Raw genomic sequence first — 25,138 nt, forward strand, 5'->3', positions numbered from 1 at the left:
AGTATACATTCATGGTTGAGGAGAAAAAACAGGAGCCTGAGAAACAGAAAAAACCGCGCAAACGGTCCTTTCTGCGGGTTTTCGGATCCGTTATCGGATGGCTCTTTGTGGTAGGTCTGATGGGCGCTTTGTTCGCCGGAGGAGCCGTAGCCGGCTATGTAACCTCTATCGTTGAGAATGAGCCAGTAAGATCAAGAGCGCTCATCGAGAACACGATGAACGATAATGCCATAACCGGCTTCGCCTACTTCGCGGATGGCTCACCGATAGGACAGCTTAGAACCGAAGAAGACAGACGACCGGTGGAGTTCAAGGAGCTCCCCCAGCTTGTTAAAGATGCCGTCGTATCTATAGAAGACAACCGGTTTTATACACATAAGGGTGTTGACATAAAAGGTACAGCTCGCGCCGTAAAGGAACGTGTGCTGAATGAGCCGGTCCAAACCGGCGGCAGTACCTTGACACAGCAGCTCGCCAGGCTAACTTTCCTAAGTCGCGATAAAACCGACAACCGCAAGGTTAAGGAAATGCTGCTGGCCATGCGTATGGAACGTTTTTTAAGTAAAGATCAAATTCTAACAGCTTACTTGAACAAGGTTCCTTACGGTAACGGCTCAAGCGGATACCAGTTGTTCGGCATCAAGGCCGCCGCTCGAGGGATATTCAACATCAACAATTTGAATGACCTGAACGTTGCTCAAGCAGCATATTTGGCAGGTCTTCCGCAGCTTCCATCCTCCTACTCTGCCTTCAACGGCAAGGGAGAATTTGATGAGAAGGCATTCAACCGCGCGGTGAACCGCCAGCACCGGGTATTGGCGAGCATGCTCGAGGAAGGCAAGATAACCCAAGCTCAATATGAAGAGGCTAAAGCATTTGATATCAAACAATCACTTGCCCCTCGCACGCAGAAGGCTTATGTGACTTATCCTTATCTCATGATGGAAGTAGAACGCCAAGCATCGAATATTCTGATGAAACTGGGTCAGGAAGCGGATGAGAACGCAAAAGGCGCCCAAGGGAACTCAGAGCTTATGGATGCTTCCAGAACTCAGCTGAGTACCGGCGGTTACCGTGTTTACACAACGATTGACCGTACATTGTACAAAACGATGCGCACCATTGCGGAGGATGATAGCAACTATCTGCCTGACAGCGCGGAAAAAGGAATGGAACAGACCTCCGCCATGATGATTGACAACAAAACCGGCGCCATTCTCGGTATGATCGAGGGCAGGGATTTCAACACCGAACAAATGAACTATGCTACGCAAATGAAACGACAACCTGGATCTGCCATGAAACCTATTGCCGCCTATTTACCGGCACTGGATTCAGGGGCACTCCAGCCTGCGAGCGTAGTCGATGATTCACCCATCATATTAAAAGACTACAGCAAGGTGTACCACATCCCTAAAAACTCGTACACCGGGTACAGAGGATTGATGACAGCCAGGCAGGCACTCAACGATTCGACCAATACGGTGGCACTCAAGCTGTTTAACAACACGGTCGGCATTGAAAAGGCTTGGGAGTTTTCCAAGAAGCTGGGCATCACTACCTTGGAGGAAGACGATTATAATGCTTCAACCGGTGTACTGGGGGGATTGCATTACGGAGTAACGGTAGAAGAGCTTACCAATGCTTACAGCGCCATCGGTAACCAGGGTAAATTCACCGATGCATTCATGATTGAAAAAATCGTGGATTCCAAAGGAAAAATCGTCTACAAGCACGATGTAAAGCCGGAACAGGTATTCTCCGAGCAGACAGCGTATCTCATGACGGATATGCTTCGAACCGTTATTACGAACGGTACAGGCAGCAAGGTTAGAGACAATTACAAGAAATTTAATGAAGTTCCGGTTGTCGGTAAAACGGGCTCCACCCAGAATTACGGGGATGTCTGGTTTATGGGTTATTCGCCTGACATTACACTCGGAGTATGGGTCGGATACAAGGAGCAAAAAAACACTCTGGTTGGCGATCAGCGCAAGCACGCCCAAGCCATTTGGGCAAGAATCATGAACGAAGTGACAGACGTCAAACCGGACCTGTTCCCTACCAAAACGTTCGAGAAACCGGAAGGCATTATCTCCAAAACAGTCTCCGCATACAGCGGTAAAATACCGACGGCATTAACGGACAAATTCGTAACGGATCTGTTCAATGCGAAGTTTGTACCTACTGAAAGCGATGACGGTGTCGCAAAGGCGAAATATATCACTTACCGGGGTGTAAATTACATTCCGCAGGAAGCAACGCCGCTTGATATGCTCAGGGAGCAAATCGTAATCAAGCGAGAGAAACCGCTTGATGAATTGATTGTTGAGCTGCAGAATGCCCTGAAAGTCATGAAAGGAGATAAGCGACCTCTAGAATCTTATCTTCCACAAGACGCAAAGAAAGGCATGCCAAGCAAGGTCGACCCAAGAACCGATGATGGCAAAGCCCCTACTCCACCGAAAAATGTACATTATTCGATGGGCAGCGGCTCGATAAGCTTTAATGCCAGCGGATCGCCTGACGTTGTCGGATACCGACTCTTTAAATCCATTAACGGCAGTCCGTATACGCATCAAGGTCAGGTTATCCTTGGCGACGAAAGCCTTGTCTTCTCAGGCCTTGGGGCTAACGGCATGTTTGCCACGTATTATGTTGTAGCCGTTGATGTAGCCGGGAAAACATCCGAGCCAAGTGCAATTGTGGGGGGTACCACACCAGGATTCCCTCTTCCAGGCGAAACTGGAACGAATCCTGATGATACCATCGACAATCCGGATGACGGGATCACGGAGGAAGATCCCAATATCGATCCTGGACTCGGGAATGAAGGTGCTTCAACCGTACCGACTGCACCGGGTCAGCCGACCCTGGTGGCTACTCCTGAGGGCTTCTCGGCCAGCTGGAGCGGCAATGTTCCAGAGGAAGAGGTAATGGTCTACAACATTTACATCAGTCCAAATAGCGACGGCAACTACCAAATTCTTGGCTCTAGCAAGAGTACGGAGTTCTACTATTCCTCTGGTGGTCCGATAGGCGGTACCTATAGAATTACTGCTGTGAATCCGATCGGTGAATCCCCGGCTTCACCGGCCGTATATTTTGAGAAGAAATAGTTGCGTTAAATAGAAAGCCAGTCCCTCTTACAGATTACCTGTTCGAGGGGCTGGCTTTTTTGTTAGAATCAGTTCATCGTATCATCTCTGAACACAGAACGCATATAACAGAAGTTACTACTTGCTGGATCAGGTTGACGGGCCTCTATAAGTTTATGCTTCCTTATCTCTTAAAAAGGCTGAGAACGAGCATGGTCGAAACCGTGCTCATTCCCAGCCCTGCATCGATTCTTAGCTTAATCTTCAATCGTGGACAGATCACCTGTAGGAAGATCCAGCTCCCACGCTTTCAGTACGCGGCGCATAATCTTACCGGAACGTGTCTTCGGAAGTTTATCCTTAAACTCAATTTCCCGAGGGGCTGCGTGAGCAGATAATCCTTCCTTCACAAAACGGTAAATTTCATCCTTGAGCTCCTGAGAAGGAGTATATCCTTCACGCAAGGAGATAAAGGCCTTGATGATCTCGCCTCTGGTAACGTCAGGCTTACCGATAACGCCTGCTTCGGCAACAGCCGGATGCTCAACCAGTTTGCTCTCTACCTCGAACGGTCCAATCCGCTCGCCTGACGAATTGATAACATCGTCGATTCTGCCCTGGAACCAGAAGTATCCTTCTTCATCCATATACGCCGAGTCACCTGAAATGTACCAGCCTGGAATTCGGAAATATTCCTCATACTTCGCTTCGTTATTCCAGATTCCTCTCATCATGGACGGCCATGGAGTCTTAATTGCCAGATTCCCCATCGTGTACGGAGCTACTTCTCGCCCTTGATCATCCAGGATCGCGGCCGTAATGCCTGGCAGCGGGCGTCCCATGGATCCTGGCTTGATTGCCATGCCCGGATAGTTACAGATCAGCTGACCGCCAGTTTCTGTCATCCACCACGTATCATGAATACGCTGGTGATAAGCCTTGTGACCCCAACGGACAACCTCGGGGTTAAGCGGCTCGCCGACGGACAACACGTGGCGCACATTGCTCAAATCATACTGGTCGATAAGCTCCGAGCCTGCACCCATCAACATACGGAATGCAGTCGGGGCGCTGTACCATACCGTCACTTTATTGTTTACCAGCGTGCTGTACCAATCCTGCGGACTGAAACGGCCACCACGGACAACATTCGTAACCCCGTTCAACCAAGGCGCAAAAATACCGTACGAAGTACCCGTTACCCAGCCCGGATCCGCCGTGCACCAATATATATCATCTTCCCTTAAGTCCAAAACAACCTTGCCGGTATAATAATGCTGAATCATCGCATTCTGCACATGATACACGCCCTTCGGTTTCCCGGTAGAGCCTGATGTATAGTGCATGATCAATCCATCTTCCCGCTCAAGCCATTCAAGCTCCAGATCACTGGATGCAGCTTCTACTTCTTCGAAGTAACTTACTAGCCGCGGATCCTCTTCCTCCAGTTCACCAACCACAAAAATATGCTTCAGCTCAGGCAACTCGTCTCGCTTTACACGCGACAACAATGCAGGCGTAGTGATCAGCGCAACAGCTCCGCTGTCCTCCAAACGGTCCTTCACCGCCGTCTCCATGAATGCTTCAAACAGGGGTCCAACCACAGCGCCGACTTTCAAAATCCCCAACAGTCCTGCATAGAGTTCGGGACCACGCGGCATAAAGATAAAGACCCGATCTCCTTTGCCGACACCATACTTGCGCAGCACGTTGCCGAATTTGTCGGATTGCTCTTTCAATTGTGCATAAGTAAGAGATTCCTCGCGTGAAGCATCGCTATACAAGAGAGCAATTTTGTCTCCTCGTCCCTCCGCTACATGCCGGTCAATAGCCTCATACGCCATATTCACTTTACCCGACTCATACCAAGTAAAATGTCTCTCGATTTCGTCCCATGAAAACTCGGAGCGTGCCTGCTCGTAACTCTTCATATTGGAATGTGAAACTTCACTTGGCAATATTTCGCTATGCGTTTGATTCATGATAACATCCTCCTCATTCTCATATCGTCTCCTCATAGTGGACAGCGCTTACAAAATGATTGAATGAAACATACGATTTACACATTGCGGTGGGCCGTCATGTTGTCACAGTCATCGAGTAATGAAGCCCTGGATTTCGCAAGGAAACATATCGTTAAGTACGATATAATTGTGAAGGTTTTATGTCGAAAAGATTATATCATAGCTGTTGTTTGCCTGTCATTGCTTTTCATTTTTTTATTTTTTTGCTATAAGTAGGGTATGGAATTGAAAGGAGCGTAACGGATGGAACACTGCAAGGTATACCAGTCTCATGTTTTGTTCCCTGAAGACCGCCGCCTGATCATCGAAGGCCCTGTACCTCCCGAGCAACTATCCGAACTAACCATGCACCCTGATCTCAAGGCTTTTCGTCGTCCTGGTGAGCAGCATGAAGCTTTGGTGGAAATTGCAGGCCTGCCCGAAGGCAGAATTATCATCACGAGAGACCGCAACATGATCGTAGGATATGTAACTTTTCATTACCCGGATGAGCAGGAACGCTGGTCTGAGGGCAATATGAAAGATTTAATTGAGCTGGGTGCTATTGAAGTAGCGAACGACTACCGTTCGCTGGGACTTGGGCAGCAGATGATTAAGACTGCCTTTCAAGAAGGACAGATGGAGCAGTACATCGTCTTCACCACAGAATATTACTGGCATTGGGACCTCAAGGGAAGCGGCCTTAACGTATGGGATTACCGCAAAATGATGGAGCGATTAATGAAAGTGGTCGATATGGAATGGTATGCTACCGATGATCCGGAGATTTGTTCCCACCCGGCCAACTGTCTGATGGTCAAAATCGGGCGACATGTGCCGCTATCATCGCAAGAGCAATTCGACCGCATCCGGTTCAGACAGCGATTCATGTATTAATCGATAGAATATAAACAAACTCCCCGGATTCCCCGGGGAGTTTGTTTATATTGTCCTGCACTACGCTACGATATGCAAGACTATGATAGTTTCGCTTTATACTATTTCGTTGCTAGAGTCTGCCCAGCATATAATTCACGATTTCGTGAGAGCGCCTGGAAGCTTTCACTGTAAACTCGGGGAAATTGACATGCGCCGAACCGTCTGCCTTGTCCGACATGGATCTGATCACGACATAAGGCACGCGGTTCATATAGCATACCTGCGCAACGGCAGAGCCCTCCATTTCCGCGCAAGCTCCGTTTAGATCCTCGTAGAGAGTCTGGACGGTTTCACGGCTGGCAATGAACTGGTCACCGGACAGTACCTTACCGATCACATAGTGATCAACAGATAACTCTTTGCAAGCTTCTTCTGCGAGCTCGATCAAGGATTGATCCGCAGGAAAATCAGATACCTCCTGATAAGGAATCATGCCACGGGCAAATCCTAACGGGGTCACATCCATATCATGCTGCATACATGAAGAGGAAATGACAATATCGCCGATATTCAGATCCGGATGCAGCGCACCTGCAACACCCGTAAACAATATTTTCGAAACGCCAAAGGAGTCAATCAAAATTTGCGTGGTGACAGCAGCATTAACCTTGCCCACCCCGCTCTTGCAAACCACAACCTGTTTGCCGTGAAGCATCCCCGAAGCATAAGTAACCCCTGCTTTAACCGTCGTCACTTTATTCTCCAATTGACCAAGCAGCAGCTCCACTTCTTCGTCCATGGCCCCAATGAGGCCGATTACCTGTGTTGTCATACTTCGTCCCTCCTGTTCAAAAGCGCATAAAGATTTCCACCAGAAAAAAGCCCCTTAAAACCAGGAGCTTTCTTCAGATTAATTCGGTGTTAATTTTAAAGCTTTGGTACTCTTTTTCTTACTCGTTCACATGGCTAACCGACAGACGAAGAATCGTTTCATGCGGCAGAATCACGCGAGGATTCTCCACGTTCTCTTTCTTCATCAGCTTGGTAAGCAGACGCATCGCCACTGCACCAAGATCATACATCGGTTGAGCTACGGTTGTCAGCTGCGGACGAACCATCGAAGCCATCCGGATATTATCTACACTGATAATCGAGAAATCATCCGGTACCTTATAACCTTCATCCTGAATGCTGTGAATGGCACCAATCGCCATCTCATCGGTAGCGGCAAAAATCGCTGTTGGTTTCTTCTTGAGTCCCAGGAAGTATTTCATAGCTTCAACACCGGACTCATAGCGGTAGTTCCCGATCCGCACCAGATCCTCTTGATATTCGATGCCTGCAGCCTCAAGCGCCTTTTTGTAGCCTTGAAAACGGGCATAACCGTTAGCCGGATCCTGCAATGTACCGCTGATCATAGCGATCTCGCGATGTCCATGCCGAACCAATGTGCTAACCGCATCAAATGCCGCCTGCTCATGATCAATATCGACTGAAGGATACGAACCTCTCTCATCGCTTGTCGCACACAGAACAATCGGCACAGCCGATGTCTGGAATGCCTGGATGTGCTCGTCCGTCACAGTCCCGCCCATAAACAACAGGCCATCCACTTGCTTCTCCAGCAATGTGTTGATAACGCGGATTTCTTTTTCCTTCCGCTTGTCGGCATTACACAAAATTATATTATAGTGGTACATGTTAGCAATATCCTCAATACCACGGGCAATTTCCGCAAATATCGAGTTCGAAATGTCCGGGATCACAACGCCGACGGTTGTGGTCTTCTTGCTGGCCAGACCTCTGGCTACCGCATTCGGACGATACCCTAAACGTTCAATCGCTTCGTATACTTTTTTCCGGGTCTGAGGCTTAACGTTCGGGTTATTGTTTACAACCCGGGATACCGTCGCCATGGAAACGCCTGCTTCGCGCGCAACATCGTAAATGGTTACCGTCAAATTCCTTCTCTCCATTGCCAATAGATTTTCATTCGTTCAATACCAATTGAATTTATGATACGACAAATTACTGCTTTGTGCAACGACACGGCACTAGATGCCGTCCAATTGAGTTTTCAGCGCTTCAGCCGTAATATGAAAATGGGATGTATGCCAGACTGGCGCTCCTTCTTTTACAAGAATAACTTGTGGCGATTCGTGTACAGTGCTCAGAGTTTCCGCAGCCTGAGTCGATATCGGTCGGTCAGCAATGACGTCGATCCATACATAGTCAATCTGCTCGTTCGGCCGGTCCTGGAGGTAAGCCTGGACTTCCTTATAAGCTTTGGCACTTATTGGGCATCTGGTACTATGTTTGAACAACAGCAAGGGCTTCTGTTCCGAAGATTCAAGCGTGTTGCGTAACTCCTCGATAGTAGTCATTTTCGTCAACGTCGCCATAGGATATACATCCCCTTCATTGTATTGAAGTTCCTATCCTCTATCCTAACAAAAAGTGCGTGAAAAATCCAACAACCGCGAAAATTTTCTGAAAATTATCTTGAATAATGACCGGAGTTTTCAGGAATGAGGGATTTTATGGCGCTTAACTGCTCAAGTCGCCCCTCCATTTGTCTCATCCAGTCATCATCGCCCATGTTCTGGGCATACCGAAACAGATCCAACAGCATGTTAATTCGGTCATCAAAAGCTTCCATGCAGCGTGACTGCAATTCTACCATAGAATCATCAACGTATGTACGGAACACTTCTCGTAGAACATAGGCTGACTCATTGACATCTGCAAACGAGACGCTTATTCGCCTGCTCTCATTGCTAATCGATGCGAGATAGCGAAGTAAATCCGGTTTAATAAGAGGTAGAAGCTCATACTTCTTGCAAGCCTGACAGGCATAAACAGGAACATGACATATTCGAGTTTTTCTTTCATGAATCAGCTTTCTTAGTTCCAACTTCATAAATTGTCCGCAGTTGCAGGTTTTGAACAAATTGCCCACCCCAAATCCTATCGCGTAATCTAAAACCAAAAGTCCCTTGACACAAATCTGTCACCTAAACTAGTTCTATTCGACTATCATACCAAAGAATCCTGCTAATTTGTGATAATGCTTTATTTACCAGATATGTTTCCAAATGTTCATTTCCGGGTCATTCCTATGAAACGCCCCTCTATCTTTGTTACAATATATACAGACTCAAGAGATGTAATCAGTCGTAATACGGATAGATCAAAACATTCGCGGAGAAAGGAGTCTCTTATAACATGAGACTGACAGGAAAAAAAGTTATAGCGCTTGTAGACGAGGAATTTGAGGATCTGGAATTGTGGTACCCCGTATACCGGGTCCGTGAAGAGGGGGCGGAGGTCCATCTTGCCGGGCTTGAAAAAGGAAAAACATACACCGGCAAATATGGTGTTCCGGCTCAGGCCGAGTATGCATTCGAAGAGCTGAACAGCAAGGACTATGACGGGATTCTCGTCCCAGGCGGCTGGGCGCCGGACAAACTGCGCCGTTATGATAAAGTGCTCCAGTTGGTCAAAGAAATGAACGAAGACAAAAAGCCGATCGGACAAATCTGCCATGCTGGATGGGTGCTGATCTCCGCCAAAATTCTGGATGGCGTCACGGTGACCTCCACGCCCGGGATTCGGGACGATATGGAGAATGCCGGCTCCATCTGGGTGGATGAGGCAGTTGTGACCGACGGCCACATTATTTCGGCGCGCCGCCCACCGGACCTGCCGCCATACGGCAAAGCTTTTTGCGATGCTCTGGCACAGCGTGACTAGATTCCCCTTAACCTAACGATGCACAAACAGCCTCTGCATTCACTGGACCGTGAATGCAGAGGCTGTTTTGGCGTAAATATAGCTTGTCCTCCCAGAAAAGAAAACCTGAAATAAAAATTTCAACCCTTATTATGAACCTTCAAGAGGCCGTGCTGTCCGTACCGTTGGTGCCGTTCAAATAACTGCTGCGTTCCGCAAAGGCGCTGAGACGTTCTTCAACAGCGGAGCTGGTGCGCAATTTGAAGCAAGCTGCTGCCTCTCCCTTCGCTTCAGCCGCATTGGTATTCAATATACGATGCTTCACGCGAAGCAGGGATTGCGGAGACATGCTTAAATCCTGAACGCCAAGCTCAAGCCACAGCGGAATTGCTCTCTCATCCCCGGCCAATTCTCCGCACACACTAACCGGAATGCCAGCCTCGTGTGCCGCCTCTACCGTCGTCCGAAGCATGCGCAAGACCGCAGGATGAAACGGATGGTACATATGCGCGATCTGTTCATTCATCCGGTCCACCGCCAGCACATACTGAACGAGGTCGTTGGTGCCGATGCTGAAGAAATCCGTTTCTTCCGCCAGCAAATCCGAGATGGTGACAGCTGCCGGTACCTCAATCATGATCCCGACCTTAATGTCAGGATTGTATGCAATGCCACGACGGTCCAAATCGGCCATCGCACGCCGAAGCACGACATTAGCCTGCTTGACTTCCTCAACCGAGGATATCATCGGGTACATGATTTTGACGTTGCCATAAGCGCTCGCCTGCAAAATAGCTGACAGCTGCGTCTGAAACAGCTCCGTCCGATCCAAGCTGATACGTATCGCGCGGTAACCGAGGAATGGATTTTCTTCTTCCGGCAGCGCGAAGTAATCCAGCTGTTTATCACCGCCGATATCCAGTGTACGTATCACGACCGAGGCTTTACCAGCGTTCTCGGCCACCAGCTTATACACTTCAAACTGCTCTTCCTCGGTCGGGAAATTGTGACGATCCATATATAAAAATTCAGTCCGGAACAGTCCGACTCCCTTAGCCCCGTTCTTCAGCGCAATATCGAGCTCCTTGACGGAGTTCATATTCGCGGCCAGATTGAAATACGTGCCATCCTTCGTCACCGCGTCAACGGTTGCTAGGAGCTGCAGCTGCTCTTTCTTTTTCCGCTGCTGATCGCGTATTCCTTCATAACGTTCCACAATCAGGGTGTCCGGCTCCAAATACAGCAGGCCCTCGTCCCCATCCACAACCAAATGCTCCCCGGTCTGGATCGGCTTCTCCAGCTTGTTCTCAATGCCTGATACAAGCGGTATGCCAAGCGCACGAGCCATAATTGCCGAGTGAGAGGTCTTGCCACCTGTCATCGTTACTATACCAAGAACGTGGGAAGGGTTAAGATGCACCAGCTGTGACGGAGAAAGCTCCTTCGCCACCAGGATGTAGGGCTGGGTATCGGCCGGAAGCTTGACTTCGGGAGCACCGAGAAGATGCTTGAGCAGCCGGTTGCCAACATCCTTAATATCGAGCGCCCGCTCCTTCATATATTCGTCATCCAGCAGATCGAACATGGATACGAAATGATCAATGGCCTCTTTGACCGCCACCTCGGCCGCCTTGTACTGGCGCTCGATGATCCCTTGAATTTCATTCATAAATACAGGATCCTCCAGTATGGCCAGATGCGCATCAAAGATCTGCGATTCTTCGTGCCCCACCATTTCCTTGAACTCGTTCTTGATATATTCAATTTCATTCTTGGAGGTTCGTATGCCTTCATATAAGCGCTCGAACTCTTTGGCTAAATCGACAGCGTCCATTTCGGAATCGGGAAGATCCAGCTCCCAATGCGGCAGTACGAAAGCCTTACCGATCGCTACGCCTGTTGCTGCGCCAATGCCTTGTATCATGATTCTCTACCCCCAGCATTACTCTCATTTAAAACGACGGACATGACAGATGACTGTCCTCTCTTAACGGACTTGAATGGAGCATAGCTCCAAGATCTTACTTTATCGGGATTGGTGATGACCATTGGCGTGGCCAGTGATGCGGCATGTGTCTTTAGATAAGCCAGATCAAATTTGACCAACAGCTGCCCCGGTTCAACGGTATCCCCTTCCCCAACTACAGCCGTAAACGGCCCCTTCAGCTGGGAAGTATCGATGCCAATATGAATCAGCACCTCAAGCCCCTCAGGTGTTGATATCCCGATCGCGTGCATCGTCGGGTAGACATGCATCACGGTACCGTAGACCGGGGATACAAGCTCCCCTTTTTCCGGTATAAAAGCAACACCGTTGCCGACAAGCTTGGCGGCAAATATGTCATCGGGCACCTCGTCAATCGGAAGCATGCGCCCCTGTACAGGTGCACTGAACAGAACGCGCGGCAAATCCTGCTGCATCAGCTTGTTGATTTCCTCGCGGATGAGCTCGGAATAGGTCCCGAACACCACTTGCACATTCCCTCCGCCCAGCTTAATGATGCCAGCTGAACCCAGCAGTTTAAGTGCATCGGAATCAATCTGGCGATCGTTGTATACGGTCAATCTCAGACGCGTCATGCAGGACTGGACCTGAACGATATTGTCTTTGCCGCCAAGCGCCTCCAGTATGAGCGGTGCCTGGTATGGGATATCTCCCGCCCGGCCTTCCAGCGCCGAGCCTTCCTCGCGCCCTGGTGTCGGGATCTCGAAGGTACGTATCGCCCATCGGAACAGAAAATAATAGACAAGACCGTACACGATCCCGATCGGTATGATCATCCAGGCGTTCTGAGACAAGTGAAAATTCAGCACATAATCGATAAATCCGGCCGAGTACGAAAACCCGTGATGGATATCAAATGAATAGGTAAGCACCATGGCGAATCCGGCCATCAGGGCGTGGAGCACATACAGATAAGGAGACGCAAATAAGAATGCAAATTCGATCTGCTCCGAGACCCCGGTTAAAAAACAGACAAGCGCGGACCGCATAAACGTTTTTTTCACTTTCGGCTTCAGATCTTCACGCGCTTCTTGAATGATAGCAAACGCAATCGCCGGCAGGGCAAACATCATGATCGGGAAGAGCCCAGCCATGAAGTCCCCCGCAGTCGGATCACCTGCAAAAAATCGAGGCAGATCCCCCTGAACGATGGTACCGTCTTCTGTCTCATAGGAGCCCAGCTGAAACCAGTACACATTGTTCAGCAGGTGATGCAGGCCGAACGCTGTCAGTACCCGGTACAAAATACCGTAAAGAAACAAACCGAAAGCGCCCATATGTACGGTAAGCTCATAGAACGCATCAAAACCTCGCTGTACAATCGGTGCCATCCCCAGCATGATCCATGCAAATATGGTGGAGAACAGTCCCATGAACAACAGGACAAACCGGGAGCCTCCAAAAAACTGTATGGCTTCGGGAAGTTTGATATGTTTGAACCGGTTATAAACGTAACCGGACATGACTCCAAAAATAATACCGATCAAGGTTGAGGGCTGCACACTCCCGTCACCCAGACGGGATATAACCTGATCATAAATGAACATACCGGCGAGAGCCGCAAGCCCTGCAGGACCTCCCTGATTCGAGAGCCCCCACGCGACACCGATGGCAAATAAATACGGCATATAATAAAACACACCGTGTCCGGCTGCCTGGGTAATTTCCCCCAAGGTTCCGAAGCCCCACGCCGACCATGGCAGACTCCCCACGCTAAGCAGGAGAGCTGCAGCCGGAAGCGCCATTGTAGGGAGCATGACTGCTCTGCCCAGCTGCTGTAATGATCCCAACCAATTCAAGGCGAGCCCTCCTTTCTATCCTTGATGGTAAGCGTTAAGCCTGTTTTTGTCAAAAAGAAATAAGGGCCATGTCACACAGAAAAGCAAGTCCTACAAGCAGGAACAACGGCAGGTTCAGACCGTGTCCAGTCTGCTACCGGCTGCTTCAACGTAAGACTTGCTTTACTAACTCGCGATACCCTGATTACAGATTCCTGTTAACGCCCGCCGAGTGCAATAGAGTCCTCCACCTTAATGCACCGGTCCATGATCGCGATCATACCGCTGCTCTCGGCGATGGCCGCAGCCTCTTCACTGATAATGCCCTGCTGCAGCCAGAGCACCTTGGCGCCGATCTCGGCAGCTTCCCGTGCGACCTCCGCGCAATATTCGCTGCGTCTGAACACATTGACGATATGGACGGGCTCCGGTATGTCCTTCAGAGACGGATAACTCTTCTCCCCCAGAATTTCAGCTGCACCAGGATTAACCGGGATGATGCGGTATCCGCGCATCTGCATTGCAGCGGATACCATATGGGATGTACGATCCGGCCGGTCAGACAGACCTACAACAGCGATATTGCCTGCATTACGCAAAATATCCGCGATTTCTTCACGTGTCGGATTTTCAAACGCCATGGTTTATGACCACCTTTCCATTCCCTTGATATGCGTAGCGGAGTTCCCCTCTATTTTACCCATTCCACATCGGCGCCAAGCGCCCTCACATGATCAAAATACTGTGGGTACGACTTCGCTACGTGATGCGCGTCCTTTATGCGGATCGGCTGCTGCGCGCGAAGACCAACCACCGTCAGGGCCATGATGACGCGATGATCATAATGGGCATTGATCTCCACGCCGCCCTCGACTCCTTCCGGCCGACCATGCACGATGATCTCAGCCTGACGTTCTTCCACATTGGCTCCCGCTTTCCGCAGCTCGTTTAAGTAATCGGTAATCCGGTCACATTCCTTGTAGCGGAGATTCTCCACATTGTAGAACCGGGAGGTCCCTTCGGCAAATACGGCTGCCGCCACCATGGCAAGAACCGCATCTGTCGCTGCGTCTCCATCGAATTCGAGCGCCTTCAGGGTACCGTTCCCCTCCACATGAACGTTCCCGTTCTCATGCGTAAGGGGAACCTCCATCTTACGGAGAACATCGATAATGGCACGCTCGCCTTGCTTGCTGTCCTCCGACAGATTGCGGATCGTAACATCCGATTGCGTTACCGCTGCAGCTGCCAGGACAGCCGCAGATCCCGGATAGTCCCCTTGAACCGTGTAGGTCTTCGCTTCGTATGATTGTCCGCCAGGAACGCGGAAGAACGTATAATCCTCTGCTGCGTCTATGGTGATGCCCGCCTGCTCCAGCACTTCCAGAGTCTGACCGATAACCACCTTGGATTTCAGATCACCGGTTACGGTAATCTCGCTATCCTCGGCAAGCAGTGGGGTCAAGAACAGCAGTGCGCTTAAATACTGCGAGCTGACCTCCCCTGATACGGTGAGCTGTCCGCCTTTCGGATGTCCGCCGCGTATCGTGATGGGCAGTCTGCCCTCATTATGCTCCACTTCCACACCCAGTTGGCCCAGCGTCTCAATAAGATCATCATGGGGGCGTTTGCCAAGGGAATCGGGATAGGTATTTACGAAAGTTACTTCTTTAGACAATGCGGTGACGCCCATCAAGAAGCGCAGAACGGCCCCAGCGTTGCCCACATTCAATTCCTTCACGTCGCGAGGAGATTTGCCAAAACCTGTAATGACCGCTTTCTCCTCGTCCTCCTCGATCACGGCTCCGAGATCCTGAATGCAGCGTCTCATAGCATCACTATCTTCACTGTGAGCAGGGTAATAAATCGTGCTGGTCCCTTCCGCAAGCGCAGCTACAAGCAAGTAGCGAGTGGTATAATTCTTGGAGGACAGAGCTCCAATCTCTCCGTTCAATTTCGGTGTCGGCCTGACGATTACGTCCATGGTATGTATCTCTCCTTGTATATATTATGATGCGGATATCCTCGCTTGAATCATCCATTAGGATAAATTGACAGAGGAAGAACCGCTTGGTTATCATAGTTCATATGAAACCAGAAACTAAAGATCGATATGATCTTAAATTTTTATGATTAGAAAAGAGGTCTATATGATGAAACCGATCCCTCAGATTGAAACTTCGGAACTTAGAAGCCGGCTTCAAAACGGCGAAAATGTGTACATGATTGATGTCCGCGAGGACGAGGAAGTTGCGGCAGGCATGATCAGCGGTGCCAAGCATATTCCTATGGGCGACATTCCGAATCGCCTGGATGATATCCCGCGCGATCAAGAAGTAATCATTATCTGTCGCAGCGGCGGACGCAGTCAGCATGTGTGCGAATTTTTGAGTCACCAGGGTTTGGACAATGTAACTAACATGAAGGGCGGCATGCTGCAATGGCATGACGATGAAGAATAGGAATTCCATCAAGATGAAGGTGCGGGATGAAGATCATCCCCGCCTTTTTTGCATAATGCTATCCACGCCATGCCTTATTACGCAAGCAGCAAGCCGATCTCTTGTCATCTTAGCCGCGGTAATGCGTTAAAATGTCAGTCGCCACTTCTTCCGCGGAACGGCCTACAGTATCGAGCATGACGTCCGCAAACAGGTATTTATCCTTCCGCTCATCCAGAATGCGCCCGACCCTCTCCTCTACATCTCCCGCAAGCAGCGGCCGATTGACATCGCCCCGTACCCGTTCCACGATACTGGCTGCATCTGCGGTCAGCGCAACAACCCAGCCGCCTTGTTTCATCGCTTCACAATTCTCCGAGCTCAGGACAGCTCCACCTCCGGATGCAACAACAATTCCCTTCCGGAGCAGAACACTGCGAAGTGCAGCAGATTCCGCTTCACGGAAATAAGACTCTCCATCTGCCTCAAACATCTCAGGGATGGTTCTTCCATCCAGCTTCTCGATTTCGGTATCCAAATCTATTAGCGTATATCCAAGCGAATCTGCCACGAGGCGTCCTACGGTCGACTTCCCCGTGCCCATCATCCCGATCAGAATGATGTTCTTACCCATCTTATCCAAGTATCACACCCCATTTGCTGCTTCACTGTAAAGGTTGTTCATATCATACCACAGCCCCAAATCTTTCGACAATGGACCTGACTCTCTAGATCCTACATCTGCAGCAGGCAAAACTCCTATTTTAGCGAGTCTATCTCGTTCACTTGGATCATATAATCATTACAAGAATACCAGACTCACCAGACTCAAAGAAAGGAGTGAACCTCATCCATGTCTTTCCATCCGACCGGTCTGACCTCCTCGTCCATACGCATCCGCCGAATACTCGACCCATCCTATCCCTTATGTCGTGAAGACGTGATCTGGGTGCTTCATTTTGTGCAAAAAAAAGTGGCTCTGAAGGATCCGGCGCTGCTGGATCTTTCAAAGCCACGATTACTGCAAAATTTCAACAGTTATAGCGAAGCTGCGCTGCTCTTGCTCGGAAGCGGAAACCACGTCCACACAAAGAGCGACGACATTCGCACCTGTCTGTTAGAAGCCATGCACGGACTTGCTGAGCTGCGGGAAGCGATCTCCCCTTCTCAAGCCCACACCGATTGACCTCTGTCCTACACCTGAGGTTTTAGTCCATCCAGTTGTAGTGGAACGTTCCTTCTTTGTCCACACGTTTGAAGGTGTGAGCGCCGAAGTAATCACGCTGTGCCTGCAGCAGGTTTGCTGGCAGGTTTGCTGTGCGGTAGCTGTCGTAGTAGGCAAGCGCACTGGAGAAACCAGGAACCGGAATACCCAGGGACACCGCGGAAGCGACAACTTTACGCCATGCATCTTGATAGGTTTCGATAATATCGGTAAAGAACGGATCCAGCAGAAGGTTCTTCAGCTCAGGATTGTTCTCATATGCATCGGTGATGTTTTGCAGGAAACGGGAACGGATAATGCAGCCGCCGCGCCAAATTTTAGCGAGGTTGCCGTACTGCAGGTTCCAGCCGTACTCGTCGGAAGCGACACGAAGCTGTGCGAAGCCTTGGGCGTAAGATACGATCTTACTTGCAAACAGCGCTTTGCGCACATTTTCAATGAACTCGGCTTTGTCGCCGTCAAATGCAGCCGTTTTAGGACCGTTCAGGATTTTGCTTGCTGCTACGCGCTCTTCTTTCATGGCGGACAGGAAGCGGGAGAATACGGATTCCGTAATCATCGACAATGGCACGCCCAGATCCAGCGAGCTTTGGCTTGTCCATTTGCCTGTTCCTTTTTGACCAGCCGTGTCCAGAATAACGTCAACCATCGGCTTGCCGGTTTCTTCGTCGTATTTGGAGAAAATGTCAGCTGTAATCTCGATCAGATAGCTGTCGAGTTCGCCCTGGTTCCACTCCGTAAAGATTCCATGAAGATCCTTCGCATCCAGACCCAATACGTCTTTGAGCAGTTGGTAAGCTTCGCAGATCAGCTGCATATCGCCATACTCGATACCGTTGTGAACCATTTTTACATAATGGCCGGCACCGTCTGGTCCGATATATGTACAGCATGGTTCTTCGTTAATTTTAGCCGAGATGGCTGTCAGAATAGGTTCAACCAGCTTGTATGCACTTTCTTGTCCACCCGGCATGATGGAAGGGCCTTTCAGCGCACCCTCTTCACCACCGGAAACGCCAGCACCGATAAAGTTGAAGCCTTGTTCAGCCAGTTCCTTGCTGCGGCGCTGGGTATCAGGGAAATAAGCGTTACCGCCGTCGATAATAATATCACCTTGATCCAAATGTGGAATCAGCTGTTCAATGGTAGCGTCAGTAGCTTGTCCCGCTTGAACCATGATCAGGATTTTACGAGGAGTTTCAAGGGAATCCACGAATTCTTCAATCGTAAACGTCCCCTTCACTTGCTTGCCTTCGGTTTCCTTCAGCATATCTTCCGTTTTTTGCGGAGAGCGGTTATATACGGAAACGGTGAAGCCTTTGCTTTCGATGTTCAGGGCCAGGTTTTTACCCATTACAGCAAGGCCAATGACACCGATTTGTTGTTTTGACATCTGGTTCTCCATCCTTTGCTCCAATATATTTTTAAACAACCCATCCCTATCCGAGATGATTTGCAATAATCTTATATTAACGTTTTTCATTTGACAAGTGAACCCCTGTCACAAAATCAGAACACGCGCGAAAACACCCCTATTTTGTTTCGGAGTGTTGTTCGTGCTTTAAACTTGTATCTGCGGGTGAAGTCAGGTTTACCACTCCAACCTCATCAGCTCTAAGGAAAGCTCAAGTAATCTTTGCTTGCACGCCTCGACTTTATCCCGGTTCCCCTCTTGCAGCGCTTCATGAAGCTTTTCAAGTTCATCGTCCGTTTCCAGTCTGGACAACAGCAGCCGCTGTTCCCCCACATCCGACTCGAACAACCGCAGCATTTCCTGCTCCGTCATCGGCGTCCCCTTCTGGAATAAAACCCGCTGGCGGTAGCCGGATATTTCCACGAGCCTTATGACCTCACCGAACAAAATATTCTCAATCAATATTTGCCGGTCCTTGAAACGTTTGACGACAGCGTGGCCACGGGTATTCTCGATTAATTTTTCCATCCATTCAGCCAGCTTGGGATCGCGAATCATATAATCACCTACCAGCTTAAATCCGCTGCCCGTGCGTTGAAACCGCAGCTTTACCAGCTTGCGCCCTGTCCGGATTGAAATGACAAACTGCGTATCATTCTCGCTCCAATAAAGCGAATATCCTTCTTGGATCAATTCCTTGATTAGGTCCTGGATATGCCGGCGATCAAACCGGAGCTCCAGGTTGCAATACTCCACTTCCTCGCTCTTATTCACGGCACTCCCTCCTCCGGTTTACTACCGATCACTAGACGACGGTGAAGATTCCCCAATGGCTGCTTTTGACGTTGTCTTATCTATATCTTATACTCCATCTTATGTAACGGTAACTTGGTTTATTGACTATTTTTAACCCACATGAAAATCCGGTGAAGCTTTCGTGGGCGATGCGTGACGTCCATTGGCCTTATGGTATAATAAGTTATTCAAAAGCCGAGTTTAGGTTCTATCTAAATCAACAACAGGGAGGCCATCACATCCATGACGGTTACCGGATTCACAGATAAAGATTTCGAAGTATTCTCCGTTCCCGGGCTTGAAGCCCGTATGGAGGTTCTCATTGAACGGGTAAGACCCAAGCTGGAGACGCTGGGTGCCGAGATAGCGCCTTATGTATCCGCTTTGGCCGGTGAAGAGATGTTTGTGCACGTGGCCAAGCATGCAAGACGCACCGTCAACCCTCCCATCGACACCTGGGTCGCTTGGGCTGCCAGCAAGCGGGGTTACAAAGCTCTGCCCCATTTTCAGGTGGGCATGTTCGGCACACATCTGTTTATTATCTTCGCGGTCATATACGAGAGCCCCAACAAAACCGTGTTTGCAAGCAATTTGGAAGCCAAACTGAAGAAAACAGCGAAGGCACTCCCTAAAAACTTCTATTGGTCCACGGATCATATGAACCCGGCTGGCACGCCTCATCAGGATATGAATGAGCAGGAGTTCGCCTCACTGATTCATAAGCTGAAGCAGGTGAAAAAATCCGAGGTCTTATGCGGTCTGCAGATTCCGCGCGAGGAAGCCGTCAAGCTGGACGGGGACGAGCTGGTTAAGAAGGTGCAGGAGACGTTTGAGACGCTGCTGCCGCTTTATAAATTGGCATTTTAAGCGAGAAAGCAATAAAAAGGGGAAAGGGCTGCCTGAGCGGCTCTTTTTTTATGGGTGATATTTTAATGAAGGAAAGATGAAGATCCAAGTTTCCTCCTTAATATGTCTAAAGTTTGAAGGGTTCGTGTACAAAGCAAGAAAAGCCGTACATTCTCCTTGCATTCCCCCCCTATTTTGCTATACTCAATTTTGTTTATATAATAACCGTATTCAACAAATCATATGAAAATACAGACAAGGAAAGGTTGTGACAACGTCCATGGACCACAGTCGTACACCGCTCTTCACCGCACTTAAGGAACACGCGGCCAAAAACCCCGTGCAATTTCACATTCCGGGACATAAGAAGGGCCTCGGCACCGATGCCGAATTTAGGGAATTTATAGGGGATAATGCCTTTTCTATAGATTTGATCAATATTGCGCCGCTTGACGACTTGCATCAGCCTACAGGCGTAATTGAGGAAGCCCAGAAGCTGGCTGCTGACGCATTTGGTGCTGATCATACCTATTTTAGTGTACAAGGGACAAGCGGAGCGATCATGACCATGATCATGTCGGTTTGCTCGCCTGGGGACAAAATCATCGTACCGCGGAATGTTCATAAGTCCGTGCTTTCCGCCATCATTTTTACCGGCGCCAAGCCCGTATTCGTATCGCCTGCCCAGGATCATAATGTAGGGATTGACCACGGGATCACCATCAGCTCGGTTCGGAAAGCGTTAAAACGTCACCCTGACGTAAAAGCTGTATTGGTCATCAACCCGACCTATTTTGGTGTAAGTGCAGATCTGAAAGAAATCGTCGATTTGGCGCACAGCTATAACGTGCCTGTTCTGGTGGATGAGGCGCATGGGGTATTGATTCACTTTCATGAGGAGCTTCCGATGTCGGCTATGGAAGCAGGCGCGGACATGGCAGCGACCAGCGTTCACAAGCTCGGCGGTTCGATGACCCAAAGCTCCGTGCTGAACGTGAATACCAAGAACGGTTACATTAACCCTTACTGCGTACAGACCATCATCAGTATGCTGACAACAACGTCAACTTCCTATATTTTGCTGGCATCGCTGGATACTTCGCGCCGGAGCCTGGCTCTTCATGGCCGTGAGATGGCTGCAAAAACGATTGAGCTGGCACAATATGCACGTGATGAGGTCAATAAGATCGAAGGCTTGTACAGCTTTGGTGAAGAAATTTTAGGCGGTGAAGCAACGTACTCCTTTGATCCAACCAAGCTGACGATCCATGTCCGCCATCTCGGCATTACGGGGTATGAAACCGAGAACTGGCTTCGAGATCACTACAATATTGAAGTAGAGCTCAGTGATATGTACAATATTCTGTGCCTCATTACACCAGGAGACAACCAGGAAACGATCGACATTTTGCTGACGGCGCTCCGTGAGCTTTCGGACGTATACATGCATGTGAATGAAATTAACGAACTGATTGTAAAAACGCCGGAAATTCCGCAATTGTCGCTTATCCCTCGCGATGCTTTCTACGGGGATACCGAGGTTGTTCCTTTCAAGGAATCAGCAGGACGCATTATTGCTGAATTTATTTATGTCTATCCGCCAGGAATTCCGATTCTGCTTCCGGGTGAAGTTATTTCCCAGGAAAACATTGATTACATCATTGATCATGTCGATGTAGGACTTCCGGTTAAAGGTCCTGAGGACCGCAGCATCCAAAATGTGAAGGTCATCGTGGAAACCAATCCGATCTTCTAAATACCTGTACACACAAAAAATCCCGATGCGAGAGGTTCGCACCGGGATTTTCAGTTAAGGCGTACTATTCCTGGTTTGCAGCAGCGACCAGTTCGTTATAAACCGCCTCTACTTCATTCCATTCCTCTTCGTCCTCAATATTGTAAAGAACCATTTCCTCGTTCTCTTCTTCCATACGTAGAATGACGCCGTCCGCTTCCGGATTTTCGCGTTCAAGCAAAAGCGCGTAAAGCTTCTCGCCGACATCAAATGTCTCAACAAGAACCATCTCTACTTCTTTTCCTTCTTCATCCGTCAATGTCAGCACAAACTCTTCATGCTCATGGTCGTGGTCATGACCGCAAGCATCTCCGTGTTCATGTTTGTGTTCACTCATTGAAAAAACCTCACTTCGGTTAAATTATCATACTTTCGTATCGTATCACGGATAGCTTCTTCAGGTCAATTTCCCCAAGGGACGCTCTCATTAGTTAAGTGCAGTGATCACTTTCTCCGCAACTTTCACAAATCCGGTATCCGATTTGACCTTTACATAGAAGCCAACGGAATACTTGCCGGTTGTTTTAAAATCGTACGTAAAATCATAGGTTCTGAACCAGAAGTTATCCTTGCGGTCCTTCACTTCCTGGGACTGGATATCTTTTATATTACCCGAAGGATCCTCGATGGCGACTTTCACTGCATGGATGTCATTGTTCAAGCTGTCTACCTGACTGAATACATTGAACTTCAACTTGCCTTTGTTCACGTTGCCGAATACAGTATCTCCTTTAAACAGAAAAATATGCACATTCGGCTTGATGACTTGAACTTGTCCATTGGAAGAATTCCAATCCACCGCACCGTCAAATTCCCTCACCGGCACATAGGTTTTGCCATCAATTAAATACCCGCCATCTTTTAATTCACGTCCGTTCATCCATACACGAACCCGTTCATTGACGGAATCTGCAAATAAAAGGGTGCTGCTACCCATTAAAGAAAGCACGAGCATACATGCCATTACTTTTTTCCACTTCATTTTATCATTTCCCTCCATTGGCTCATCATGTTGTTATATGTGTATACTACATGTCAAAAAACAAGTTGCGGACAATTTTGCACTTTGTGGTAAAATTTTTTCCTCATGCCTTTCGGCCTGTGCCTATCCTGATTTTCACTGCAACATCGGTGTGTTTCTATCATAAACTCGGTGTAAATCTACATATAATTCGTTAAAATATACATTAGCTTACTGGACTAACATCATTTCATCAGGAGGTTTCATCCATTGACACTGAAATTGCAAATGCTTGGCACCGGCAGTGCGTTTGCCAAGAACTACTACAACAACAATGCACTGTTCCACGACGGGGATTTCACGCTGCTCATTGATTGCGGTATTACGGCTCCTATGGCACTCCATCAATTAGATCTGACGTTCGATGATTTGGATGCTCTGCTCATCACGCATATCCATGCTGACCATGTTGGCGGTATGGAGGAGCTCGCTTTTATTATGAAAATGAAGTACAATCGCAAAATTCCGCTCTACATTGCTGAAGCGCTGGTCGAACCGATATGGGAGCATTCTCTAAAGGGCGGATTATACCAGCAAGGACATATCTCCTCCCTGGAGGATGTATTTGACGTTCGTCCCCTGAAACCTGGGGTGAAAGCCGATATCTCTTCGGGAATCTCGGTAGAGCTGATTCATACGCAGCATATTCCAGGGAAGAATAGTTATTCCCTCTATTTGAATGACCGGATTTTTTACAGCGCGGATATGGTGTTTGATCCTGCATTGCTCCACAAGCTGGTGAACGAGCGGGATTGTGAATTTATTCTGCATGAATGCCAGCTGCAGGGTCCGGGCGAGGTTCATACTACGCTTGACGAACTGCTAAGTCTTCCTGAAGAGATTCAGGAGCGTACCTATCTCATGCATTACAGCGATGACGTTGAAGCGTTCATTGGCAAGACCGGCACCATGGAATTTGTAGAGCAGCAGCGGGTATACGAATTGTAGATCAATATCTCATGCATAGATTGTAAGGCTTCCCGGGAATACTAAACTCGGGAGGCGATATGATATGGACAATGGACAACAAGAAGTCGTAGGCGTACGCAAAAATGGCGACGGCGACATCATCGAACTTAAGCTGGATAACGGAACTGTCGTTGACTACAAAACAGCTCAACACATGGTCAAAAATAAAGAGATCAAGAACCTGAACGTCTTCCGTGGACGTGACGGCGACGAACACCTTCGTTCCAATGCGGATGGTGATCCCAGCAACAACCTGGACAATATGCCGACGTTTTAATCAACAAAAAAAAGACCTCGAGTTCAACTCGGGGTCTTTTTTTCTATATAACCAATTTAGATGTTCGGCATTTTCGTATAATTAAACCGAAACCGTCTACAGTTCCTTTTTCATACGGACATGGGGAATGCCGGCATCATCAAACGGCTCGTCCGATATCGTCTCATAACCCAGCTTGCGGTAAAATGGCTCTGCCTGCACTTGAGCATCCAGGATGGAATACTGCAGCTTCAATTCACGCGCCTGCGTTTCCAGCGCCATCATCAGCACCCGGCCAATCCCTTTGGAACGAAAAGGCTTGCGAACCGCAATGCGCTGCATTTTGGCGGAATCTTTATTGTAATACGTGATGCGGCCCGTTGCCGCAAACTGCCCTTCGGACTTGATCAGCACATGATGCGCATCCGATTCCAGGTTGTCGTAGTCATCGATCTCCAAGTCAATGGGCACCTTCTGCTCCAGCACGAACACGTCCTTGCGAATATCCAGCGCCTGCTGCAATTGCTCTTCGGTTGATACATTTATGATTTCTGCTGCCATTTCAACACCTCTTTTATGTAGAATCAATTTCTTGTGATTTCTGCAGGTCGAGATATTATACAAAATATTCGTTTTCCTGTATAGTAGAAGCTACTGTCTTCTTGAAAGGAGCGTTGCCTCTATGGGCATGGGAGCTACGATATTTTGGGCGATTATCATAGCCGTCCTGATCATCTACCCCGTCTTTTGGGCGATTAAAAAAGGGTATTCCCGCAAATGGGATGAGGAATAGCATCGGCCGTTATACGACAAACCGCCAGCCTGCCAGCCGGCGGTTTGCTCTGCTCGTTGATCGAGCAAGAGTACGGACCGTTTGCGGA

At 48.8% G+C, this 25,138-nt stretch carries 24 protein-coding genes; 9 read left to right on the forward strand and 15 right to left on the reverse strand.

Features of this window, described 5'->3' with window-relative positions; all coding sequences use genetic code 11:
- Window positions 1-11 precede the first annotated feature (11 nt).
- Window positions 12-3,119 carry a penicillin-binding protein 1A gene (locus B9D94_RS19405; protein WP_148247736.1) on the forward strand — a complete coding sequence of 1,036 codons (3,108 nt, stop codon included), beginning with the start codon at window positions 12-14 and terminating at the stop codon, window positions 3,117-3,119.
- Between the two features lie 236 nt (window positions 3,120-3,355).
- Here the strand turns inward: B9D94_RS19405 and acsA are convergent, their stop codons facing one another.
- Window positions 3,356-5,080 (reverse strand): acetate--CoA ligase, encoded by a 1,725-nt coding sequence (gene acsA, locus B9D94_RS19410; RefSeq protein WP_148247737.1) that lies wholly within the window; start codon window positions 5,078-5,080, stop codon window positions 3,356-3,358.
- A 285-nt stretch (window positions 5,081-5,365) separates the two neighbouring features.
- Here acsA and B9D94_RS19415 point away from each other — a divergent pair, with 285 nt between their 5' ends.
- The gene (locus B9D94_RS19415; RefSeq protein ID WP_006209193.1) at window positions 5,366-5,998 is read left to right on the forward strand and encodes a GNAT family N-acetyltransferase; all 633 of its coding nucleotides are present in this window, start codon (window positions 5,366-5,368) and stop codon (window positions 5,996-5,998) included.
- Between the two features lie 112 nt (window positions 5,999-6,110).
- Here the strand turns inward: B9D94_RS19415 and B9D94_RS19420 are convergent, their stop codons facing one another.
- The 4 genes from B9D94_RS19420 to B9D94_RS31560 form a co-directional block, all read right to left on the reverse strand.
- A complete protein-coding gene (locus B9D94_RS19420; RefSeq protein ID WP_148247738.1) occupies window positions 6,111-6,812 on the reverse strand; it encodes a 5'-methylthioadenosine/adenosylhomocysteine nucleosidase in 702 nt (233 codons plus the stop codon).
- 118 nt (window positions 6,813-6,930) lie between these two features.
- Window positions 6,931-7,941: a catabolite control protein A gene (gene ccpA, locus B9D94_RS19425; protein WP_006209191.1), complete on the reverse strand. Its 1,011-nt coding sequence runs from the start codon at window positions 7,939-7,941 to the stop codon at window positions 6,931-6,933.
- Window positions 7,942-8,034: 93 nt separating this feature from the next.
- Complete coding sequence (gene ytxJ, locus B9D94_RS19430; RefSeq protein ID WP_063479020.1) at window positions 8,035-8,382, reverse strand: bacillithiol system redox-active protein YtxJ; 348 nt, start codon at window positions 8,380-8,382, stop codon at window positions 8,035-8,037.
- Between the two features lie 95 nt (window positions 8,383-8,477).
- Entirely contained in the window at window positions 8,478-8,639 is a 162-nt protein-coding gene (locus B9D94_RS31560; protein WP_244892250.1) for a hypothetical protein, read from the reverse strand.
- A gap of 566 nt (window positions 8,640-9,205) precedes the next feature.
- Here B9D94_RS31560 and B9D94_RS19440 point away from each other — a divergent pair.
- The gene (locus B9D94_RS19440; RefSeq protein WP_006209188.1) at window positions 9,206-9,733 is read left to right on the forward strand and encodes a type 1 glutamine amidotransferase domain-containing protein; all 528 of its coding nucleotides are present in this window, start codon (window positions 9,206-9,208) and stop codon (window positions 9,731-9,733) included.
- A gap of 139 nt (window positions 9,734-9,872) precedes the next feature.
- Here B9D94_RS19440 and ptsP read toward each other — a convergent pair whose 3' ends face one another.
- The 4 genes from ptsP to aroA all read right to left on the reverse strand — a co-directional run bounded on the left by ptsP (window position 9,873) and on the right by aroA (window position 15,479).
- Window positions 9,873-11,636 (reverse strand): phosphoenolpyruvate--protein phosphotransferase, encoded by a 1,764-nt coding sequence (ptsP, locus tag B9D94_RS19445; protein WP_006209187.1) that lies wholly within the window; start codon window positions 11,634-11,636, stop codon window positions 9,873-9,875.
- Window positions 11,633-13,516, reverse strand: a complete 1,884-nt coding sequence (locus B9D94_RS19450) for a glucose PTS transporter subunit IIA (RefSeq protein ID WP_076152087.1) — start codon at window positions 13,514-13,516, stop codon at window positions 11,633-11,635. The genes ptsP and B9D94_RS19450 overlap by 4 nt, the downstream gene beginning before the upstream one ends.
- Before the next feature lie 197 nt (window positions 13,517-13,713).
- Window positions 13,714-14,136, reverse strand: a complete 423-nt coding sequence (locus B9D94_RS19455; protein ID WP_006209185.1) for a CoA-binding protein — start codon at window positions 14,134-14,136, stop codon at window positions 13,714-13,716.
- 50 nt (window positions 14,137-14,186) lie between these two features.
- Complete coding sequence (aroA, locus tag B9D94_RS19460) at window positions 14,187-15,479, reverse strand: 3-phosphoshikimate 1-carboxyvinyltransferase (RefSeq protein ID WP_148247739.1); 1,293 nt, start codon at window positions 15,477-15,479, stop codon at window positions 14,187-14,189.
- A 169-nt stretch (window positions 15,480-15,648) separates the two neighbouring features.
- Between aroA and B9D94_RS19465 the strand changes: the two genes are divergently transcribed.
- On the forward strand, window positions 15,649-15,957 hold the full coding sequence (locus B9D94_RS19465; RefSeq protein WP_006209183.1) for a rhodanese-like domain-containing protein: 309 nt from the start codon (window positions 15,649-15,651) through the stop codon (window positions 15,955-15,957).
- A gap of 109 nt (window positions 15,958-16,066) precedes the next feature.
- Here B9D94_RS19465 and B9D94_RS19470 read toward each other — a convergent pair whose 3' ends face one another.
- Window positions 16,067-16,570, reverse strand: a complete 504-nt coding sequence (locus B9D94_RS19470) for a shikimate kinase (RefSeq protein WP_040680510.1) — start codon at window positions 16,568-16,570, stop codon at window positions 16,067-16,069.
- Window positions 16,571-16,789: 219 nt separating this feature from the next.
- Here B9D94_RS19470 and B9D94_RS19475 point away from each other — a divergent pair, with 219 nt between their 5' ends.
- On the forward strand, window positions 16,790-17,122 hold the full coding sequence (locus tag B9D94_RS19475) for a hypothetical protein (protein ID WP_148247740.1): 333 nt from the start codon (window positions 16,790-16,792) through the stop codon (window positions 17,120-17,122).
- Window positions 17,123-17,144: 22 nt separating this feature from the next.
- Here B9D94_RS19475 and gndA read toward each other — a convergent pair whose 3' ends face one another.
- The gene (gndA, locus tag B9D94_RS19480; RefSeq protein ID WP_006209180.1) at window positions 17,145-18,554 is read right to left on the reverse strand and encodes an NADP-dependent phosphogluconate dehydrogenase; all 1,410 of its coding nucleotides are present in this window, start codon (window positions 18,552-18,554) and stop codon (window positions 17,145-17,147) included.
- A gap of 198 nt (window positions 18,555-18,752) precedes the next feature.
- Complete coding sequence (locus tag B9D94_RS19485; protein ID WP_006209179.1) at window positions 18,753-19,349, reverse strand: hypothetical protein; 597 nt, start codon at window positions 19,347-19,349, stop codon at window positions 18,753-18,755.
- 264 nt (window positions 19,350-19,613) lie between these two features.
- Between B9D94_RS19485 and B9D94_RS19490 the strand changes: the two genes are divergently transcribed.
- Both B9D94_RS19490 and B9D94_RS19495 read left to right on the forward strand, forming a co-directional pair.
- The gene (locus B9D94_RS19490) at window positions 19,614-20,237 is read left to right on the forward strand and encodes a DUF1054 domain-containing protein (protein WP_063479017.1); all 624 of its coding nucleotides are present in this window, start codon (window positions 19,614-19,616) and stop codon (window positions 20,235-20,237) included.
- A gap of 259 nt (window positions 20,238-20,496) precedes the next feature.
- A complete protein-coding gene (locus B9D94_RS19495) occupies window positions 20,497-21,972 on the forward strand; it encodes an aminotransferase class I/II-fold pyridoxal phosphate-dependent enzyme (RefSeq protein WP_148247741.1) in 1,476 nt (491 codons plus the stop codon).
- 64 nt (window positions 21,973-22,036) lie between these two features.
- Here B9D94_RS19495 and B9D94_RS19500 read toward each other — a convergent pair whose 3' ends face one another.
- Together B9D94_RS19500 and B9D94_RS19505 are read right to left on the reverse strand one after the other, a co-directional pair.
- On the reverse strand, window positions 22,037-22,348 hold the full coding sequence (locus B9D94_RS19500; protein ID WP_006209176.1) for a DUF1292 domain-containing protein: 312 nt from the start codon (window positions 22,346-22,348) through the stop codon (window positions 22,037-22,039).
- A gap of 90 nt (window positions 22,349-22,438) precedes the next feature.
- Window positions 22,439-22,993 carry a stalk domain-containing protein gene (locus tag B9D94_RS19505; RefSeq protein WP_006209175.1) on the reverse strand — a complete coding sequence of 185 codons (555 nt, stop codon included), beginning with the start codon at window positions 22,991-22,993 and terminating at the stop codon, window positions 22,439-22,441.
- A 249-nt stretch (window positions 22,994-23,242) separates the two neighbouring features.
- On the opposite strand from B9D94_RS19505, the gene B9D94_RS19510 reads away from it, so the two are divergent.
- Both B9D94_RS19510 and B9D94_RS19515 read left to right on the forward strand, forming a co-directional pair.
- Window positions 23,243-23,980 carry an MBL fold metallo-hydrolase gene (locus B9D94_RS19510; protein ID WP_148247742.1) on the forward strand — a complete coding sequence of 246 codons (738 nt, stop codon included), beginning with the start codon at window positions 23,243-23,245 and terminating at the stop codon, window positions 23,978-23,980.
- Window positions 23,981-24,044: 64 nt separating this feature from the next.
- Entirely contained in the window at window positions 24,045-24,278 is a 234-nt protein-coding gene (locus tag B9D94_RS19515) for a DUF3892 domain-containing protein (protein ID WP_148247743.1), read from the forward strand.
- Window positions 24,279-24,374: 96 nt separating this feature from the next.
- Here B9D94_RS19515 and B9D94_RS19520 read toward each other — a convergent pair whose 3' ends face one another.
- Window positions 24,375-24,818: a GNAT family N-acetyltransferase gene (locus B9D94_RS19520; RefSeq protein WP_006209172.1), complete on the reverse strand. Its 444-nt coding sequence runs from the start codon at window positions 24,816-24,818 to the stop codon at window positions 24,375-24,377.
- Window positions 24,819-25,138: the final 320 nt, after the last annotated feature.

It is taken from the genome of Paenibacillus sp. Cedars (assembly GCF_003184205.1).
Taxonomy (GTDB): domain Bacteria; phylum Bacillota; class Bacilli; order Paenibacillales; family Paenibacillaceae; genus Paenibacillus_AQ; species Paenibacillus_AQ glucanolyticus.